General features: G+C 64.2%; 17 protein-coding genes. 9 read left to right on the forward strand and 8 right to left on the reverse strand.

Features of this window, described 5'->3' with window-relative positions; all coding sequences use genetic code 11:
• Positions 1 to 51 precede the first annotated feature (51 nt).
• Positions 52 to 1773: a DUF885 domain-containing protein gene (locus tag GGC65_RS03245; protein ID WP_192645849.1), complete on the reverse strand. Its 1722-nt coding sequence runs from the start codon at positions 1771 to 1773 to the stop codon at positions 52 to 54.
• Between the two features lie 128 nt (positions 1774 to 1901).
• Here GGC65_RS03245 and GGC65_RS03250 point away from each other — a divergent pair, with 128 nt between their 5' ends.
• The 4 genes from GGC65_RS03250 to GGC65_RS03265 all read left to right on the forward strand — a co-directional run bounded on the left by GGC65_RS03250 (position 1902) and on the right by GGC65_RS03265 (position 6096).
• On the forward strand, positions 1902 to 3215 hold the full coding sequence (locus tag GGC65_RS03250) for an MFS transporter (protein ID WP_225940652.1): 1314 nt from the start codon (positions 1902 to 1904) through the stop codon (positions 3213 to 3215).
• 128 nt (positions 3216 to 3343) lie between these two features.
• Positions 3344 to 4012: an RBBP9/YdeN family alpha/beta hydrolase gene (locus GGC65_RS03255; protein ID WP_192645850.1), complete on the forward strand. Its 669-nt coding sequence runs from the start codon at positions 3344 to 3346 to the stop codon at positions 4010 to 4012.
• On the forward strand, positions 4009 to 4929 hold the full coding sequence (gene cysK, locus GGC65_RS03260) for a cysteine synthase A (RefSeq protein ID WP_192645851.1): 921 nt from the start codon (positions 4009 to 4011) through the stop codon (positions 4927 to 4929). The genes GGC65_RS03255 and cysK overlap by 4 nt, the downstream gene beginning before the upstream one ends.
• Positions 4930 to 4938: 9 nt before the next feature.
• Positions 4939 to 6096 carry a cell wall hydrolase gene (locus GGC65_RS03265; RefSeq protein ID WP_318780112.1) on the forward strand — a complete coding sequence of 386 codons (1158 nt, stop codon included), beginning with the start codon at positions 4939 to 4941 and terminating at the stop codon, positions 6094 to 6096.
• Positions 6097 to 6132: 36 nt separating this feature from the next.
• Here GGC65_RS03265 and GGC65_RS03270 read toward each other — a convergent pair whose 3' ends face one another.
• Positions 6133 to 6651: a DUF3617 family protein gene (locus GGC65_RS03270; RefSeq protein ID WP_192645852.1), complete on the reverse strand. Its 519-nt coding sequence runs from the start codon at positions 6649 to 6651 to the stop codon at positions 6133 to 6135.
• Positions 6652 to 6716: 65 nt separating this feature from the next.
• On the reverse strand, positions 6717 to 7850 hold the full coding sequence (locus GGC65_RS03275; RefSeq protein WP_192645853.1) for a zinc-binding dehydrogenase: 1134 nt from the start codon (positions 7848 to 7850) through the stop codon (positions 6717 to 6719).
• A gap of 215 nt (positions 7851 to 8065) precedes the next feature.
• On the opposite strand from GGC65_RS03275, the gene GGC65_RS03280 reads away from it, so the two are divergent.
• A complete protein-coding gene (locus tag GGC65_RS03280) occupies positions 8066 to 8980 on the forward strand; it encodes an MBL fold metallo-hydrolase (protein ID WP_192645854.1) in 915 nt (304 codons plus the stop codon).
• A 55-nt stretch (positions 8981 to 9035) separates the two neighbouring features.
• On the opposite strand, the gene GGC65_RS03285 is transcribed toward GGC65_RS03280, so the two are convergent.
• The 4 genes from GGC65_RS03285 to GGC65_RS03300 all read right to left on the reverse strand — a co-directional run bounded on the left by GGC65_RS03285 (position 9036) and on the right by GGC65_RS03300 (position 13591).
• Positions 9036 to 9785 (reverse strand): 3'(2'),5'-bisphosphate nucleotidase CysQ, encoded by a 750-nt coding sequence (locus tag GGC65_RS03285; RefSeq protein ID WP_192645855.1) that lies wholly within the window; start codon positions 9783 to 9785, stop codon positions 9036 to 9038.
• A gap of 2 nt (positions 9786 to 9787) precedes the next feature.
• Complete coding sequence (cysN, locus tag GGC65_RS03290) at positions 9788 to 11701, reverse strand: sulfate adenylyltransferase subunit CysN (protein ID WP_192645856.1); 1914 nt, start codon at positions 11699 to 11701, stop codon at positions 9788 to 9790.
• Entirely contained in the window at positions 11701 to 12606 is a 906-nt protein-coding gene (gene cysD, locus GGC65_RS03295; RefSeq protein WP_192645857.1) for a sulfate adenylyltransferase subunit CysD, read from the reverse strand. The genes cysN and cysD overlap by 1 nt, the downstream gene beginning before the upstream one ends.
• A gap of 82 nt (positions 12607 to 12688) precedes the next feature.
• A complete protein-coding gene (locus GGC65_RS03300; RefSeq protein ID WP_192645858.1) occupies positions 12689 to 13591 on the reverse strand; it encodes a LysR family transcriptional regulator in 903 nt (300 codons plus the stop codon).
• 102 nt (positions 13592 to 13693) lie between these two features.
• Here GGC65_RS03300 and GGC65_RS03305 point away from each other — a divergent pair, with 102 nt between their 5' ends.
• Genes GGC65_RS03305 through GGC65_RS03320 form a run of 4 tightly spaced genes read left to right on the forward strand, consistent with a single transcriptional unit; the run spans position 13694 to position 15901 of the window.
• Positions 13694 to 14863 carry an isovaleryl-CoA dehydrogenase gene (locus GGC65_RS03305; protein ID WP_192645859.1) on the forward strand — a complete coding sequence of 390 codons (1170 nt, stop codon included), beginning with the start codon at positions 13694 to 13696 and terminating at the stop codon, positions 14861 to 14863.
• Positions 14860 to 15210, forward strand: coding sequence for a hypothetical protein (locus GGC65_RS03310; RefSeq protein ID WP_192645860.1), 351 nt, complete (start codon positions 14860 to 14862; stop codon positions 15208 to 15210). The genes GGC65_RS03305 and GGC65_RS03310 overlap by 4 nt, the downstream gene beginning before the upstream one ends.
• Positions 15207 to 15626 (forward strand): VOC family protein, encoded by a 420-nt coding sequence (locus GGC65_RS03315; RefSeq protein WP_192645861.1) that lies wholly within the window; start codon positions 15207 to 15209, stop codon positions 15624 to 15626. The genes GGC65_RS03310 and GGC65_RS03315 overlap by 4 nt, the downstream gene beginning before the upstream one ends.
• Positions 15623 to 15901, forward strand: coding sequence for a hypothetical protein (locus GGC65_RS03320; RefSeq protein ID WP_192645862.1), 279 nt, complete (start codon positions 15623 to 15625; stop codon positions 15899 to 15901). Before GGC65_RS03315 ends, GGC65_RS03320 begins: the two co-directional genes overlap by 4 nt.
• A gap of 20 nt (positions 15902 to 15921) precedes the next feature.
• Here the strand turns inward: GGC65_RS03320 and GGC65_RS03325 are convergent, their stop codons facing one another.
• Entirely contained in the window at positions 15922 to 18006 is a 2085-nt protein-coding gene (locus GGC65_RS03325; RefSeq protein WP_192645863.1) for a M13 family metallopeptidase, read from the reverse strand.
• Between the last annotated feature and the right edge of the window lie 122 nt (positions 18007 to 18128).

Genomic DNA, 18128 nt, shown 5'->3' on the forward strand with positions numbered 1-18128 from the left:
ATGGGCGCCGTAAAAGCGCGTCCGTGCGTCGTCAACTTATCGATGGCTGGCTCAGAAGACCGCGTTCGGCGTCTCCTCCTTCATCATCGCGGCGCGCACCATCGGGATCGGCGGGCCGCCATAGGACAGGAACTCGTCGTGGAACGCCTTCCACTTCGTCTTGTCGCCCTTGGTCCAATCGTCGCGCAGCTTGCGGATCATCAGCTTGCCCATCGTGTAATTGAGATAGGCCGGGTCATAGGTGCCCCGCGCCGCCTGTTGCCGCGAGTTGCCCTCATCCTGATAGCATTGCTCCTTGAACAGCTTTTCGCTGTCCGCGACGGTCATGCCCTTGGTGTGCAGCCCGATCGCCGACAGGTAGCGGCAGTCGCGCAGCAGCGCGTTCGACAGCTGACCGATATGCGTTTCGGGATCGCCCTCGCCCAGCCCGGCATCCCACATCATCTCCTCGGTATAATGCGCCCAGCCCTCGGCGAAGGCATAGCCGACGAACAGCTTGCCGAAGATGCTTTCCGCGCGGTTCGAATGGAGGAAATTGAGGAAGTGGCCCGGCCACACCTCGTGGACCGAGGTGAAGAGCAGATCCTTACGACCCGGTACGAAATCGGCCTGCGTCTGCTTGTCCCAGCTCGGGTCGGGCGGCGAGATGTAATAGACCGACGGCAGGCCTTTCTCATACGGCCCCGGAATGTCGATATAGGCGCTGTTCTGCCGGTTGTACGGCGGCGATTCCTCGACCTGCGCCTGTTCGGTGCCGGGGATCGTGACGATATCCTTCTCGATCAGGAAAGCGCGCAGTGTGGGGAGCTGGCGTCGCGCTTCGGCGACCGGGCCGTCGGCGGGCTTGTCCGAATTCATCTTCTTCATGCAGTCGGCGATCGTCATGCCCGCGGCATAGGTCGCGCAGGCCGCCTTCAATGCGTCCTGATTGCGCTTGAGGTCAGCCTGCCCGATCCGCTCCAGCTCGTCGAGCGGGGTGTCGACACCCTCGTTGGTCAGGATCATCTTCGAGAATTTCTCGGCGCCAAGCGCATAGCCGTCGGGCGTGCCCGGCTGCGATCCGACATATTTGGCAAGGTCGGTCATCGCCGCACCGGCTTTTGCGGTTGCTTCGTCGAACTGCTTTTGCAGCGCCTCGTCCTTGACCGAAGCGAAGGCGGCCTTGGCGTCGCCCTTATAATAATCGGCGAAGCCGCCGAAGCCCGCGGTGCCATATTTGACGAAGGTCGCGGGGAGCGGCAGCTTCAGATTCGCCTTGATCTGCGCGGCAGCGGCAGGGACTTTTTCGGCATAAGCGATGAACGCCTTCATCCGCGTCGTCGCATCGGCATAGGGACGCGCGATATAGACATTGGGGTCGAGCGCGCCGGTGTAGAAGGCCGGGTTCTTCTGCGCAAAGTCGGTATCGCGGAGGAAGAAGAGCTGCCCCTGCGCGACATGCACCAGATAATCGCGCTCGAACCTTTCGGCGGCGCTCATCTCGCCGTCAAACGCCTTGGCGTCGGCGATCGCTTTTTCCAGATATGTGGCCTGTTTTTCCAGCCCCTCGGGCGACCAGTCGGGGAGTTGCCCGTCGAATTCATGCTTGCCCTGATAGACCGCGAAATTGGGGTTGAGCGGGAAATAGCCCTTCAGGAAATTGTCGCGGAATTCGGTCCAGTTCTTCGCGCTCGGCGCGGTCGCCGACTTGTTGTCCGACGCGTTGCACGCGGTGAGGACCAGCAGTGTTGCGGCCATCGCCGCGCCGCCGAAACGGGCAAACTTACTCTTCATTCGATAATCTCCCTGACTCCTGTGCGCGTGCTTCTGCCAGCCACCCCGATCAATGACATCCGATAATCGACGAACGGCAAAGCTATGCTATCTGGACAGCGACGAAAAGCGGGCTACGGCGTTCATCAATGGCGACGATCCCCCCACCCGAAGGCGAAGAACCGGTGATGCCGGAGGCGACGCCCAAAGCCCCCTCCCCGCTCAGCTACCCCGATTTCCGTTATTTCTGGGTCGCGCGCTTTACCGCGGTGATGGCGACGATCGCGATGGTCGTGGTGATCGGCTACCAGCTCTATGACACCGCCCGCACCGACTATGGCATGTCGATCAAGGAAGCGTCGTTCCAGCTCGGATTGCTCGGCCTCTTCCAGTTCGTTCCGCTGGCAATCCTGACCCCCGTCGCCGGCTGGGCGGCCGACCGGTTCGAACGGCGCAGCGTCGCGATCTTCTCGAACCTCATCGATCTCCTCATCGCGGCGACGCTCGGCTGGTTCACCTGGACCGATGGGCTCACCCTGCCTTTGCTCTTCGGTCTCGCGGCGCTGCACGGCGTGGCACGCGTCTTCTCCGGCCCCGCGATGAGCGCGATTGCGCCCAACATCGTCCCGCCCGCCGTCCTTCCGCGCGCGATCGCGATGAGCAGCATCGCCTGGCAGTCGGCGTCGGTGATCGGCCCCGCTGCGGGCGGCCTCATCTATGCAGCGCATCCGGGCGCCGTATATGTCTTCTCCGCGATACTGCTCGCCGTCTCGGCCTTCACCCTCAGCCGCGTGCGCCCCGTATTGCCGCCCCCCGCCGAAGTGCGCCGCCACCCGCTGCGCGAAATGGTCGACGGGTTGCGGTTCGTCTGGGTCGAACGCTTCCTGCTCGGGACGATCACGCTCGACCTTTTTGCCGTGCTTCTGGCCGGGGCGACCGCAATGTTCCCGGTGTTCGCGCGCGACATCTTGCACGCCGGGCCCGAAGGCGCCGGTTTGATGCGCGCCGCCGTGGCCTTCGGGTCGGTTGCTGTTGCGGTGGGCCTCGCCATCCGTCCAATCGAGCGCAATGTCGGCGTGAAGATGCTCTGGGCCGTGGCCGCGTTCGGCGTCGGGACGGTGGCGTTCGGCCTTTCGACCAATCTGATCCTGTCGCTCGCCATCCTCGTAATCATGGGCGCCGCCGACATGTTCTCGGTCTTCGTTCGCGGGACGCTGATCCAGCTCAACACGCCCGATCATATGCGCGGGCGTGTCAGCGCGGCTTCGGGGCTCGCCATATCCGCCTCGAACGAGCTCGGCGAGATGCGCGCCGGCGCGATGGCCGCCGCGCTCGGTCCGGTCGGCGCCGTCGTCATCGGCGGGGCGGCGGCGGTCGGCGTCACGGCGCTCTGGGCGTGGATATTCCCCGAGCTACGCCGCGCGCGCACATTCGAGCCGCAGTTCAGACAGGCCAGCGAATAGCATGAAAACCATTCGCCGTGCCTCGCGCTCATTTCGTCAAAAGGCTATTGTCAATTTAATTGGTTGAGTTATCTGTCACTCACCCGTCACCGCGGTTCCCCCTCTCTCCTTCCGACGGAGCGACCGCCATGCACTATTCGAATATCCGCCACAAAATCCTGACCATTCCCGGGCTCTACAACAGCGGCCCGACCCATTGGCAAAGCCTGTGGGAGCGAAGCTTCACCAACTGCGAACGAATCGAGCTCGGCGGCTGGGACGAGCCGGTGAAGGACGAATGGGTCGACCGGATCGCCGCCGCGATCGATGCAGAACATGACCCCGTCCTCATCGCCGCGCATAGCCTCGGCTGCCATGCCTTCGCCCACTGGTTCGCGATCGCGAGCAGTGTCGCGCGCGACCGCATTGCCGGCGCGCTGCTGGTGGCCCCGCCCGACCTCAGCCAGCTCCGCCGCGACACGCGAGTCGAAAGCTTCACCGACTCGCCCGCATTGTCGTCGCAGGTCCCGATGATCGTCGTCGCCAGCGATGACGACCCCTATGCCAAAACCTCCCATGTCTGGCGCCTGTCGCGGCTTTGGGACGCACGCTTCGTCAATGCCGGTCCCTTCGGCCACATCAACGCAGACTCGGGCGTCGCCGACTGGCCTTATGGACAGTATCTGCTGGCGTCGTTACAACCCGCGACCACGCCGGCGCTGGCGGATGAGGCACTCTGGCTGCGCGCCGGAGACTGGCCAAATCGCGTCCGCCGCGACCCGCGATTCGAGTTCAAAGAGAGAGCGCACCGATCATGAAAGCCAATTCGATCCTCGAGACCATCGGCAACACGCCGCACATCCGTGTCGCGAAGCTGTTCCCCGACGCCGAAGTCTGGGTGAAGTCGGAACGCAGCAATCCCGGTGGGTCGATCAAGGATCGCATCGGCCTCGCGATGATCGAGGCGGCCGAAAAGGACGGCAGCCTGAAAGCCGGCGGCACCATCGTCGAGCCGACGTCGGGGAACACCGGCATCGGCCTCGCGATGGCGGCCGCGGTCAAAGGTTACAAGCTCGTCCTCGTCATGCCCGAAAGCATGTCGGTCGAACGCCGCCGCCTGATGCTCGCTTACGGCGCGACCTTCGACCTCACCCCGCGCGAAAAGGGCATGAAGGGCGCGATCGAACGCGCGATCGAGCTGGTCGAAACGACCCCCGGCGCGTGGATGCCGCAGCAGTTCGAGAACGAAGCCAATATCGACGTCCATGTCCGTACGACGGGCCCCGAAATCCTCGCCGATTTCAAGGACAGCCCGATCGACGTGCTGATCACCGGCGTCGGCACCGGCGGCCACATCACCGGCGTTGCCCAATTCCTGAAAGGCCATTGGCCGAACCTGAAAGTCTATGCGGTCGAGCCCGAAGCCTCGCCGGTCATCTCGGGCGGCCAGCCCGCGCCGCACCCGATCCAGGGCATCGGCGCCGGCTTCATCCCGCGCAACCTGCACACCGACCTGCTCGACGGCGTGATCAAGGTCGATGCCGCCGCCGCCAAGGATTTCGCACGCCGCTCCGCCACCGAGGAAGGCATGCTCGTCGGCATCTCGTCGGGTGCAACGCTCGCCGCGATCGCGCAGAAGCTCGGCGAACTTCCCGCGGGGAGCCGCGTGCTCGGCTTCAACTACGACACCGGCGAACGTTATCTGTCGGTTCCCGATTTCCTCCCGGAGATCTGAGGCCGGATCGTGCCCCCCAATGGCAATCAAACGGCGCTGCCCGACGGGCGCGACTGGACGGGCTGGCTGTTCGTCCTGATCGCCGTCGCGGCGGTCGTCGTGGTGCTCTACGCGAGCCATTCGACGGGCAGCCGAGGACCGCGTCACGCTCATGCGCGCCCGGTCGCACCGCCCGCCGACGTCGTGCCCGAGGTCGCGCCGATGGAACTCGCGCCCGTCACCGAAGATGACGCACGCGCGCAGAACGCCGAAGTCGCGCTGATCACCAAGGGCTTCGTTGCAGCGCGGCCGTTCGTTTATGCCGGCGGCGGCGACGCGAAAGCTCGCGCCCGCGACTGCCTTGCCGCCGCGATGCTTTACGAGGCGGGCGACGACGCCAAGGGGCAGCAGGCGGTCGGCCAGGTCGTGATCAATCGCGCCCGGCATCCGGCCTTCCCCAAATCGATTTGCGGCGTCGTCTTCCAGGGGTCGGAACGCACGACCGGGTGCCAGTTCACCTTCACCTGCGACGGCGCGCTCAATCGCCGCTATTCGGACGCCGCATGGCAGCGCGCCCGCAACAATGCCGACATGATGCTGTCGGGCGGAACCTATCCGCCCGTCGGCCTCGCCACCCATTATCACACCGACTGGGTGCGCCCCTATTGGAGCGACAGCCTCGAAAAGATCGCGATCGTCGATACGCACCTGTTTTTCCGCTGGCCGGGCTATTGGGGCACGCCGGGCGCGTTCCGCGGCGCGGTGTCGGGCAGCGACGGGCCAGTGGCCAAGCTCGCGGCGATATCGCCGCTGCACGCGATCGCGCTGGGACTGCCGACCGATCTGGCCACGGGCGTCGACGCCAATGCCGCGGTCGGCGAAGCACGCGTCGTCGCCGGCGCGGGCGAGAGCGCGGGCCGCGATACCATCTACACCCAGCTCGACCGCAAGGCGGCGCCCGAAAGCTTCGTCACCACGGCGCTGCGCCTCTGCGGCGACAAGCCCTATTGCAAGTTCATGGGCTGGACCAACCCGACCCTCAAACCCAACAGCGACGCGATGAGCGATACGCAGCGCGCGGCGATGACCTTCTCCTACCTTCGCGACGACAAGGCGGGGTTCGAAAAGGCGCTGTGGAATTGCAGCGAGTACAAGCGCGACGATGCGCGCCAGTGCATGAAGCGTTGACTGCTTTTTCATGGTCGCCCGATTTTAGGGCATCGGTCAGCTGGCCGGGCATTGCCCCATATATTTGCTGTTCGTCGTTACGACTATTCGCGTGCTGAACCCGACACCTTCCGAGAAGGCTAGGCTTTCAACATTCGCCGTCATAGCCGTTGCGGAATGTGCCGCCTGCACATTCATGTCGGCCTTGAACCCATCGGCCATTGAACCGCAAGTGCCCTTGATCCGCAGGATACGCTGATCTGCCTCGACCTCGCCCAGAACACAGGCGGCTTCAATCTTGATCCCGGGCAACACCAAATCGCTGCCCGGTGGCCGTATCGAGCCGATGCAATCTTCGGTGTCCATCGAAGAACCGATCGCCTGCTTCAGCCGTTCTGCGGCCCCCGCGGGGATCGGGCGACCCGGCGTTGGCACAATGGTCGCATCGATGATCTGGATCGTCGTGCGCCAGCGGCCCGGCTTCAATCCCATTTCTCCGACGATGTCCAAAGAATTGGGCTGCATCGCCGCAACCGCCGATACCAATGCGGACGCGCCTGTCACGACGACGCCCATGCACAAAATTCCTCGGCGCATCCAATCCCCCCAGCCTGTCCCTACCCCCGGGCGATGCCGGAGCCCTACGGACGAATGAGATATTTCTCACCCGTGCGCTTCGCATTATAGGCCTGCGCCGTATCGACGTTCAAGGCATCGGTCAGCGAGATTTCGTGACTGTAGTGGCTCTTGAAGGTCGTCGTGAGTTCGTCGACGACGCGCTTGCGCATCCGGCCCACGGTCTCCATCCCCGCCTTTGCCATGAACGGCGTGAGCAGGAAGCCGCCGAGCGCCCAGGTCAGGCCGAAGCTGCGCGCCGAGAAGGTGGTCGGCGACAGGTCGAGCGCGCCATAGATATAGACCTGTTTGAACGTGTCCGAACCGTAGCGGCTGTAGGTCGTCATGCGCTTGACCGCGGCCGCCTCCATAGCGGTCAGGATCTGGCCCGCGAGTTTGCCGCCGCCCGTCGCGTCGAAGCCCAGCGTCGCGCCCGTCTCGACGATCGCGTCCACCAGCCGCTCCATGAAATCATCGGCGCTGCTGTTGACGATATGTTTGGCGCCGATGCCTTTCAGGATTTCGACCTGCGCGTCGCTGCGCACGATGTTGACGAGCGGGATACCGTCTTTCGCACATATCTTGACGAGCATCTGACCGAGGTTCGACGCCGCAGCCGTGTGGACGATTGCACTGTGGTTTTCCATCCGCATCGTCTCGGCGAACGCCAGCGAGGTGAGCGGATTGACGAAGCAGGAAGCGCCATCGGCGGGATCGGTGCCGTCGGGCAGCGGCATCACCATCTGCACCGGAAGGCAGCGATATTCGGCGTACATCTCGCCGCCGAGCAGCGCGACGGTCTTGCCGAGCAGCGCCTGCGCTTCCGGCGTGTCTCCCGCCGCTACGACGGTGCCGCAACCTTCGTTACCGATCGCGAGCGCATCACCGATGCGCCCGCTCATCGCGCGCATACCCGCGGGCGGGACATCGGCCGTGATCAGCGGCAGACCGTCCCTGGTCGAGGCGCGCGCAGTCGACATGTCGGCGCCGCCGAACAACAGGCCGAGGTCCGACGGGTTGATCGGCGCGGCGAGCACTTTCACCAGCACTTCGTGCGGCTTCGGCGTCGGCATCGGGCGGCGCTCGAGCGAAACCTCCAGCTGCCCTTCAGGCTTCACGAGCGTCAGCATGGTGAGGTTGGTTTCAGGCAGGTGGGTCATCGCGCTTCTCCCGTTTTCGGTTTCTTGATGCAACGGATTAGGCTGCCGAACGGCGGCTGGCAATCACCAACCATCTCACGCTTCAGCCGACCTATCCCAAGGTGCAGGACAGCCTGTCCATCGGGCAACGGAACCTGGCGTACCGCACGGTATCTCCGAAGCCGCAAATGCGCGATTCAAGGCCTTACGGAAGATGACGATAAGGAGGATACGACATGACTCTCGACACCATTTCGCGGACCGAAGCCCGCGCCGATGAACTGGTTCCGTCGCGCTACGCGGTACAGGTCGGCGACATCGACGTGCTGGTGATCAGCGACGGCGTGCTGCCAATCCCGGCGCATGTCCTCGCGCATAATGTCGAGACGAACGTCCTCGACGCCTGGCTGGACGAGCAGTTCCTCCCGCACGAAATCGCCGAATGGCCGCTGAACGTCCTTGTCGTGCGCAGCGGCGATCAGACCATCCTCGTCGACGCGGGGCTCGGCATGGACCCGAACCTCAAGCTGGAAAAGGCCGGGCGGCTGGTTCAGCGGCTAGAGGCGTCGGGAATCCCGCTCGATTCGATCACCGATGTCATCGTGACCCACATGCATATGGACCATATCGGCGGGCTGATCATCGACGGCACGCACGAACGGATGCGCCCGGACCTGCGCGTTCATGTCGCGGCGGCCGAAGTCGAATTCTGGAAGGATCCCGACTTTTCGCAGACCGCAATGCCCGAGGGCTTCCCCAACGCGCTTCGGGGCGCGGCCAAACGCTTCATGGAGCAATATGGGAAGCAGATCCAAACGTTCGAGAAGGAAGCCCAGGTGGCGCCCGGCGTCACGGCGATACTTACCGGTGGCCACACGCCCGGCCATTGCATGGTCCGCGTCGCGTCCGACGGTGAGCGGCTGACCTTCGTGGGCGACGCGATCTTCCAGGTCGGCTTCGACCAGCCAGGCTGGTACAATGGCTTCGAGCATGATCCCGAGGAGTCGGCGCGTGTCCGCGTCAAGCTGCTCCGCGAGTTCGCCGAAACCCGCGAGGCCTTTGTGGCGACGCACCTGCCCTTCCCGTCCATCTATCATGTGGCGGTTGCGGGCGACGCCTTCCGCGCCGTCCCGGCGGTCTGGGATTACTGAGCCCGCCGCGAGATCGGATACCGTCGGCGTCTGAGCACGCCGACGGTGCTTCGCTCTATTCGCCCGGATAGGCGGCCGCGAGACGGAGGACGTCCTCTGCGAGTTCCGTCCGGCAGATCAGCAGGTCGGGCAGATAGGGATCGGCGCAATTGTAGACGAGCGCTGAGCCGTCGACGCGGCTGACATGCAGACCCGCCGCAACGGCGACCGCCGCGGGGGCGCAATTGTCCCATTCATACTGCCCTCCGGTGTGCAGGTAGATGTCGGCCTCGCCGCGCACGACCGCCATTGCCTTGGCGCCTGCCGACCCCATGGCGAGAAGTTCGGCACCCATTTTTTCCGCAACATAGACGGCTTCGGCGGCTGGCCGGGTGCGGCTCACCAGCATCTTGAGCGGAACGTTGGCGGGCTCCAGCGGCTTCGGAGACCCTGAGGTCAGTGTCAGCCCCAGCCCGGGCAGCGCCACCGCGCCAACGGTCGGCACGCCCCTGATCGCAAGCGCGACATGAACCGCCCAGTCGCTGCGGCCTTCGCTATATTCGCGCGTGCCGTCGAGCGGATCGACGATCCATGCGCGCTTGTTGTCGCAGCGGACGACATTGTCCTTCTCTTCCTCGGACAGAATGGCATCGTCGGGGCGCGCGGCGCGGAGTTCGTGCATCAGCATCGCATTGGCGCGCGCGTCGCCCGCCTGCCCGAGCGACTTGCCGACAAATTTGCCCGACGCCTGAAGATCGAGCAGCATCAGCCCGGCGGCCGTCGCGAGCCGTTCAGCCAGTTGTTCGTCACTTTCCTCCGCAGCCATATCTATCCCAGCAAGCGATCGATGATCAGGTCCGCCGCCTCTTCGGGCGTCATCGCGGTCGTGTCGATACGAATTTCGGGATTCTCGGGTGCCTCATAAGGGCTATCGATGCCGGTGAAATTCTTGAGCTGGCCTGCGCGCGCCTTCTTGTAGAGGCCCTTCACGTCGCGGCGCTCGGCCTCCGCCAGCGGGGTATCGATGAACACCTCGATAAACTCGCCTTCGGGCAGCATGCTACGGACCATTTCGCGCTCGACGCGGAAGGGCGAGATGAAGGCCGTGATAACGATCAGGCCGGCGTCGCTCATCAGCTTCGCTACCTCGCCGACGCGGCGGATATTCTCGATCCGGTCGGCCTCGGTAAAGCCAAGGTCGCGGTTGAGCCCGTGGCGCACATTGTCGCCGTCGAGCAGGAAGCTGTGACGGTTCATCCGGTGCAGCTTCTTTTCGACAAGGTTCGCGATCGTCGACTTGCCCGATCCCGAAAGCCCGGTGAACCACAGCAGCGCGGGGCGCTGGTTCTTGAGATCCGCACGCATGTCACGGCTGATGTCGGTTGCCTGCCAATGGACATTCTGCGCGCGGCGCAGGCTGAAGTGCAGCATTCCCGCGGCAACGGTCGCGTTGGTGAGCTTGTCGATCAGGATGAAGCCGCCGAGCGTGCGATTGTCGCCATAGGCTTCGAAGGTGATCGGCTTGTCGGTCGATAGCTCGGCGACGCCGATGCCGTTGAGGTCGAGCGTCTTCGCCGCGAGATGGTCGAGCGTGTTGACGTTGATCTCGTACTTCGGCGCCTGCACCGTCGCCGAAACGCTCTGCGTCGCAAGCTTCAGCCAATAGGCGCGCCCCGGGATCATCGCCTCGTCCGCCATCCAGACCAGCGTTGCCTCGAACTGGTCGGCCGCCTCGGGCGGATTGTCGGCGGCAGCGATCACGTCGCCGCGCGAGCAGTCGACTTCGTCGGCGAGCGTCAGCGTGATCGACTGGCCCGCGACGGCCTCGTCAAGGTCGCCGTCGAGGGTGACGATGCGGTCAACCGTCGTCGTCTTGCCGCTGGGCAGGATGCGAACCGCGTCGCCCGGCCTGACCTTGCCGCTCGCCAGCTGGCCCGAAAAGCCCCGGAAATCGAGGTTCGGGCGGTTGACCCATTGTACCGGCAGACGGAACGGCTTCGCCTCGTCGGCGGCCGCGCCAATCTCGACATTTTCGAGATGCTCGATCAGCGCCGGCCCCTTGAACCAGGGGGTGTTGTCCGACAGTGCGGTGATATTGTCGCCCTTGAAGCCTGAGATCGGGATCGCGGTGAAGTTGGTGATGCCGATCTCGCTCGCGAAGGCGCGGTACGCCAGCGTAATCCGGTCGAAGATAGTCTTGTCATAATCGACGAGGTCCATCTTGTTCACTGCGAGCACGATATGCTTGATGCCGATCAGGTGCGCGAGGAAGCTGTGGCGGCGGGTCTGGGTGAGCACGCCCTTGCGCGCATCGATCAGGATGACGGCAAGGTCGGCGGTCGAGGCGCCGGTGACCATGTTGCGCGTGTACTGTTCGTGCCCCGGCGTGTCGGCGACGATGAACTTGCGCTTTTCAGTCGTAAAAAAACGGTAGGCGACGTCGATCGTGATCCCCTGCTCGCGTTCGGCGGCGAGGCCGTCGACGAGCAAGGCGAAGTCGATCTCCTGCCCCTGTGTGCCGACGCGCTTGCTGTCGGCTTCGAGCGCGGCAAGCTGGTCTTCGAAGATCATCTTGCTGTCGTAGAGAAGACGGCCGATCAGCGTCGACTTGCCGTCGTCGACCGAGCCGCAGGTGATGAAGCGCAGCAGCGACTTCTTCTCATGCCCCGCAAGATAGGCGTCGATATCCTCGGCGATCAGCGCGTCGGTGACGTAAGCAGGAGAGTCCGGGGTATTTGGCATCAGAAATACCCCTCCTGCTTTTTCTTCTCCATCGACGCATCGCCGCCATCCTTGTCGATGATGCGGCCCTGCCGTTCGCTGGTCGTGGTGAGCAGCATTTCCTGGATGACTTCGCTGAGCGTCTTCGCCTCGCTCTCGACCGCCCCGGTAAGCGGATAGCAGCCGAGGGTGCGGAAGCGCACGGAACGTTCGACCGGCGTCTCGCCGGGAAGCAGCGGGAAGCGGTCGTCGTCGACCATCAGCAGCAGGCCATCGCGCTCGACCGTCGGGCGCGGCGCGGCGAAATAGAGCGGCACGATCGGGATATTCTCGCGCGCAATATATTGCCAGATGTCGAGCTCGGTCCAGTTCGAGATCGGGAAGACCCGGATGCTCTCGCCCTTCGCCTTGCGGGCGTTGTAGAGGTTCCAGAGCTCGGGGCGCTGCTTCTTCGGGTCCCATCCGTGGCTCGCGGTTCGGAACGAAAAGATACGCTCCTTCGCGCGGCTCTTTTCCTCGTCGCGGCGCGCGCCGCCGAAAGCGACGTCGAAGCCGTGAAGGTCGAGCGCCTGTTTGAGCCCCTCGGTCTTCCACATGTCGGTGTGCAGCGGGCCATGGTCGAACGGATTGATCCCGCGCTCCTTCGCCTCGGGATTCTGATAGACGATGAGCTCCATCCCGCTCTCAGTGGCCATGCGATCGCGCAGCTCGTACATCGCCCGGAATTTCCACGTCGTATCGACATGGAGCAGCGGGAACGGCGGCGGCGAAGGATAGAAGGCCTTGCGCGCAAGATGGAGCATCACCGCGCTGTCCTTGCCCACGCTATAGAGCATCACGGGCTTCGCCGCGTCGGCCATCACTTCGCGCATGATATGAATGCTCTCGGCCTCGAGCCGGTCGAGATGGGTCAGCGTATCGGTCATGCCCCGCCCTTGCCTCCGCTATCTGGGGCGATCAAGCTGTATGGCCTTTTGCGGGTGCAAGCCAGACTTGTGAGGAACCGGATCATGCGACGGCGTCGACCCTTGTCTCGCGCCATTCAGCCGCGACCGCGGCGATCGTTTCGAGGGCATGGGCCAGCCGCGGTTTGACATCGGGCAGGCTACCCCACGCCGGGTCAGCGATCAGCCCGAGTTCGCGCCGGAAATCATAGCCCGCGACTTTCAGCGGCACGATCCCTTCGATCGCCAGCGAGACAGGCGCCGTTGTAATCCCGATCCCCGCCGCGACCATACGCAGGCAACGCTCGTCGCTCTCGCTGCGCAGCGCGAAGCGCGGGCGCACGCCGTGGCGCGTGAAGAAGCGGCTCGTCGCATCGAGGAATTCGCACGAACGGCGCGCGATCATCGTCTCAGCCGCTAGTTCCTCGGGCCCCACCTCGATACGCCCCGCGAGCGGATGGTCCGATGCAATGAACATCGCGAGCGGCTCTTCGTAGAGCGGCAGCACATGGTCGCCGCGCTCCCCCGCGCGCAGCGGGACAAGCGCCATATTGATACGGCCGCTGCCAAGAGCGGCGCGCAGTTCGGAGTCGCTGTTTTCGATCAGTTCGATCGCGAACGCGGGCCGCAGCGCCGCAACGATCGACTGGAGCAATTCGCCGGGCGCCGACCGGATGATGCCGAGCTTGAGCCCTGTCTCCTGACGATCCTCCTCGCGGCCGAAGCTGTCGGCCGCGCGAAAGCCGCGATCGAGGTCGCGCGCGATCGGCAGGAACCGCCCGCCCGCCTCGGTCAGCCGGATCTGGCGGCGGTTGCGGATGAAGAGCGGACCCCCGACCAGCTTTTCAAGCTCGGCAATGCCGGTCGACAGCGCCGGCTGGGTGACGCGAATACGCAATGCCGCTTGCGTAAAGCTGCCCGCGTCGACGACAGCGAGAAACTGGCGGATATGGGTGCGTTTAATCATAGATTTTACTTATGCTAAAACTATGATCCTTTCAATTTCCCTATGTTGATTTTTTGGGGCAGTATTCACGCCTGCCCTGCCCCTCGATCGATAGGTTGATCCATGCGCGCCACCCCCGATTTCGACTTTGCTCTCGGCGAAACCGCCGACATGATCCGCGACACCACCGCCCGCTTCGCCGACGAACAAATCGCGCCGCTCGCCGCCAAGGCCGATGCCGACGACTGGTTCCCGCGCGATGAACTCTGGACGCAGATGGGCGATCTCGGGCTGCACGGCATCACCGTGGAGGAAGAGTTCGGGGGCCTTGGCCTCGGCTATCTCGAACATGTGATCGCGGTCGAGGAAGTGAGCCGCGCTTCGGGTGCGATCGGCCTCTCTTACGGCGCGCACTCGAACCTCTGCGTCAACCAGATCCGCCGCTGGGGCAATGCCGAGCAGAAGGCGAAGTATCTCCCCAAGCTGATCAGCGGCGAACATGTCGGCAGCCTTGCGATGTCCGAGGCGGGCGCGGGCAGCGACGTCGTCTCGATGAAGCTGAAGGCCGAACGCAAGGGCAGCGGCTATGTCCTCAACGGCACCAAATTCTGGATCACCAACGCGACGCACGCCGACACGCTCGTCGTCTATGCGAAAACGAGCCCCGAGGCGGGATCGCGCGGGATCACCGCCTTCCTGATCGAAAAGGACATGCCGGGCTTCAGCATCGGGCAGAAGATCGACAAGGTCGGCATGCGCGGCTCGCCGACCGCGGAGCTCGTCTTCACCGACTGCGAAGTGCCCGAAGAGCAGGTGATGGGCCCCGAAAATGGCGGCGTCGGCGTGCTGATGTCGGGTCTCGATTATGAGCGCGTCGTGCTCGCGGGGCTTCAGCTTGGCATCATGCAGGCGTGCCTCGACACGGTCATTCCCTATGTTCGCGAGCGCAAGCAGTTCGGCAAGCCGATCGGATCCTTCCAGCTGATGCAGGCGAAGGTCGCGGATATGTATGTCATGCTCCAGTCGGCACGCTCCTATGTCTACAACGTCGCCAAGGCGTGCGACGCAGGTCAGACGACGCGTTTCGACGCCGCGGGCGCGATCCTGCTCGCGAGCGAGAATGCGGTAAAGGTCGCGGGCGAAGCAATCCAGGCCTTGGGCGGCGCGGGTTACACCAAGGACTGGCCGGTCGAGCGTTACTGGCGCGATGCCAAGCTGCTCGACATCGGCGCGGGCACCAACGAGATCCGCCGCATGCTGATCGGCCGCGAACTGATCGGCGCCGGCGCGTGATCTGGCTCTGGCTGTCGGCCGCCTTCATGGTGACGACGGCCGGGGTTCATTCGGTTCTGGGTTACCGGCGGTTGATCGTGCCGATGTTGCGCAGCGAAGCTGGGCCGCTCGCCGATCCGCTGTCGCGGCGGATCATCCGGTTTGCCTGGCACGCAACGTCGGTGCTGATGCTGATTTCGGCGGCGGCGGTCGCATGGCCGGGAACGCCGAATGCGCTGCGGATCGTCATCGGCGGCGGATGGCTCGCCACCGGTCTGTTCAATGCCGTCTATACGAACGGCCGTCATATCGCATGGCCGGCGCTCAGCGGCGCGGGCATCTTCGCGCTGATCGGCGCGTTGGGATGAGCATGCGCGGGCTTGTCCATCATATCGATCTGACGGTCACCGACAGGGAACGGTCGCGCCTCTTCTACGACGCCGTGCTCGGCTTCCTCGGCTATCGCCGCTCGGCCGATTACGAGCATGGAAGCGACTGGGATCGCGAAGGCGAACCCTTTCATTCGATCGGGATCATCGAGGCGCGCGGCGAAGGAGCAGCGCGCGCGCACGACCGTTATTCGCCCGGTCTCCATCATCTCGCATGGACTGCCGAGAGCCGTGCGGACGTCGACGCGCTTCACGATTTGCTGCGCAGTATCGGCGCGACGGTGCTCGACGCGCCTGCCGATTATCCGCGCTACGGCCCCACCTATTACGCCCTCTTCTTCGCCGACCCCGACGGGTTGAAGCTCGAGTTCGTGTACGGGACGACCGGCGGATGAGCGATACGCTGCTCGACGCCCTCCAATATTATGGCGCCGCCGCAGCGACGCTTGCGGCACTGCTCGTCTCGCTCAACCTTGGCGAGCGCTGGAACGGCTGGGCGTTCGTCATCTTCGTGACGAGCAGCCTCGCGCTGATCGCATGGGGTTTCCTCCAGCCCGACAGCGAAGGCATCGGCTGGCAGAATGTCGCGCTGCTCTGCATCAATCTGGTCGGCGTCTACAGCCACCTGATCCGCAAGAAGCCTGTCGCAAAGAAGGAGGGCGGAGCATGACGCCCCGCCCCGCCCTGTCATCAGCCCCAGACGCGCACGCGCTTGTCGGGCGCGAGGTAGAGCTTGTCGCCTTCCTTGACGTCGAACGCCTTGTACCAGGCGTCGAGGTTGCGGACGGTGAGCGCGCGGTACATGCCCGGCGCATGGCCGTCGGTCGCGATGCGCGCCCGAAGGGCTTCGGCGCGCATCCTGGTCGCCCAGGTCTGCGCAAAAGCGATGAAGAAACGCTGGTCGCCGGTAAAACCGTCGATCACTGGCGCTTCCTTGCCGCCAAGCGACGCACGGTACGCGTCATAGGCGGCCTGAAGCCCCGCAACGTCGGCGATATTCTCGCCCAGCGTCAGCTTGCCGTTGACCGAAAGGTCGGGGAACGGCTTGTAGGTGTCGAACTGCGCCGCGAGCGCGTCGCCCGCAGCGTTGAACTTCGCCAGGTCCGCCGGGGTCCACCAGTTGCGCAGCGCGCCGGTGGAATCGAACGCCGCGCCATTGTTGTCGAAGCTGTGGCTGATCTCGTGGCCAATGACGGCACCGATCGCGCCATAGTTGAACGCGGGGTCGGCCTTGGCGTTGAAGAAGGGCGGCTGAAGGATCGCGGCGGGGAAGTTCAGCGCGTTCTGGACGGGCAGGTTCACCGCGTTGACGGTCTGCGGGACCATCCACCATTCGCCCTTGTCCATCGGCTTGCCGATCTTGGCGAGCTGGTGTGCATATTCGGCCTTCTGCCCCGCGACCTCGTTTGCATAGGCGTCGGCGCCGACGGTGTAGCTGCCATAATCGCGCCAGGTGTCGGGGTAACCCACCCCCACGGCAATGGTCTCGACCTTCTTGATCGCTTCTTTCTTCGTCTCGGGCGCCATCCAGTCGATCGTGTTCACCCGGGTCGCAAAGGCGGCCTTGATGTTCTTTACCATGTCGCCGACTTCAGCCTTGGCCGAGGCGGGGAAATATTTGTCGGCATAGGCCTTGCCCACCGCATCGCCGAGATAGACGTCCAGCGCGTCGAGCGCGCGCTTTTCGCGGCCACGCTGCTGCGGCGTGCCCGCCATCGTCGTCCCATAGAAGGCGAAGTGCGCGCTATCGATCGCGCTCGGCAGCACGTCGCTGTGGCTGTTGATCTGATGGAAGGCGAGCCAGTCCTTCCATGCATCGAGCGGTTCGGACGCGACGAGCGCCGACAGGCCGGTGATCGCATTGGCATGATAGGCGCCGAACTTGCCCGCACCGTCGAGCTTGGCGGCGGCAAAGAAGGCCGGCCAGTCGATGCCGGGGGCCTTTTTCGCGAAATCGCCCTTCGCCCAGACGTCGGCAGACTTGGTGAAATCCTCGCTCTGCTCGCGCGTCGCATGCGCCTTGGCGATCTTGACCTCGAGATCGTAGATGCGCTTCGCCTTCGCCGCGGCGTCGCTCTGCCCGGCGGCAGTCAGGAGCTTGGCGATATAGGCCTGATAGGCGGTGCGGATGCTCGCCATCTTGGGGTCGGCCGACAGATAATATTCGCGCTCGGGCATCCCGAGCCCGCCCTGCAGCAGATAGGGGATGACCTCGCCCGGGGTCGCGAGACCCTGCGTCACGAACACGCCGAAGAGATTTTCGGTCTGGAAGTTGGTCGCGTTGAGCGGATCGACGTCCGCGCGAAGCTGCTCGCCCAGCACCTTCGACAGACCGGCCTTGTCGCTGATCGCGGCAAAGCGCGCGAGGTCGGCGGCGACGGGCTTCATCCCCGCGGCGTCGATCGCCTTCACATTGGTGAAGGCTTTATAGAAGGCAGCGATGCGGCCTTCGTTCGTGTCGGCCCCAGCATCACCCTTGACGATCGCATCGACCAGTTCGCGGTTGCGTTTCTCGGTTTCGAGTTGCGCGACATAGAAAGCGCCGATCGACGAGCGGTCGGCGGGGATTTCATTCGCCTTGTCCCAATTGCCGTTGGCGTAGGCGTAAAAGTCGTCGCCGGGCTTTGCGGCCGTGTCCATCGCGGCCTTGCTGATCCCGATATCGGTGCCGACGGTGTAGGCGGCGCTGCCTTCCTCCTTACCGCTGGTACAAGCGACGGGCCCCGCAAGAACCGCGGCGGTGGACAGAAGGACGGCGAAGACAGCTTTTTTCATGAGAATGACCTTATTTTGTCACGGAAAGGCAGGCCGCCGACGCGTGGGAAAATCCGGTTTCAATACCAACCATTTTCGGCCTGCTGCGCTTTTCAATCGACGAGCGGCGGGTTAGTTCCGAA

Origin of the sequence: Sphingopyxis sp. OAS728 (assembly GCF_014873485.1) — a bacterium.
Classification (GTDB): Bacteria; Pseudomonadota; Alphaproteobacteria; order Sphingomonadales; family Sphingomonadaceae; genus Sphingopyxis.

Excerpts from the sequence above, each read along its gene's own strand:
- cysN (WP_192645856.1), bottom strand. The coding sequence starts at position 11,701 with ATGCCAAATACCCCGGACTCTCCTGCTTACGTCACCGACGCGCTGATC.
- GGC65_RS03280 (WP_192645854.1), top strand. The coding sequence starts at position 8,066 with ATGACTCTCGACACCATTTCGCGGACCGAAGCCCGCGCCGATGAACTG.
- GGC65_RS03245 (WP_192645849.1), bottom strand. The coding sequence starts at position 1,773 with ATGAAGAGTAAGTTTGCCCGTTTCGGCGGCGCGGCGATGGCCGCAACA.
- GGC65_RS03305 (WP_192645859.1), top strand. The coding sequence starts at position 13,694 with ATGCGCGCCACCCCCGATTTCGACTTTGCTCTCGGCGAAACCGCCGAC.
- GGC65_RS03250 (WP_225940652.1), top strand. The coding sequence starts at position 1,902 with ATGGCGACGATCCCCCCACCCGAAGGCGAAGAACCGGTGATGCCGGAG.
- GGC65_RS03315 (WP_192645861.1), top strand. The coding sequence starts at position 15,207 with ATGAGCATGCGCGGGCTTGTCCATCATATCGATCTGACGGTCACCGAC.
- GGC65_RS03300 (WP_192645858.1), bottom strand. The coding sequence starts at position 13,591 with ATGATTAAACGCACCCATATCCGCCAGTTTCTCGCTGTCGTCGACGCG.
- GGC65_RS03270 (WP_192645852.1), bottom strand. The coding sequence starts at position 6,651 with ATGGGCGTCGTCGTGACAGGCGCGTCCGCATTGGTATCGGCGGTTGCG.
- GGC65_RS03275 (WP_192645853.1), bottom strand. The coding sequence starts at position 7,850 with ATGACCCACCTGCCTGAAACCAACCTCACCATGCTGACGCTCGTGAAG.
- GGC65_RS03325 (WP_192645863.1), bottom strand. The coding sequence starts at position 18,006 with ATGAAAAAAGCTGTCTTCGCCGTCCTTCTGTCCACCGCCGCGGTTCTT.
- cysK (WP_192645851.1), top strand. The coding sequence starts at position 4,009 with ATGAAAGCCAATTCGATCCTCGAGACCATCGGCAACACGCCGCACATC.
- GGC65_RS03285 (WP_192645855.1), bottom strand. The coding sequence starts at position 9,785 with ATGGCTGCGGAGGAAAGTGACGAACAACTGGCTGAACGGCTCGCGACG.
- cysD (WP_192645857.1), bottom strand. The coding sequence starts at position 12,606 with ATGACCGATACGCTGACCCATCTCGACCGGCTCGAGGCCGAGAGCATT.
- GGC65_RS03255 (WP_192645850.1), top strand. The coding sequence starts at position 3,344 with ATGCACTATTCGAATATCCGCCACAAAATCCTGACCATTCCCGGGCTC.
- GGC65_RS03320 (WP_192645862.1), top strand. The coding sequence starts at position 15,623 with ATGAGCGATACGCTGCTCGACGCCCTCCAATATTATGGCGCCGCCGCA.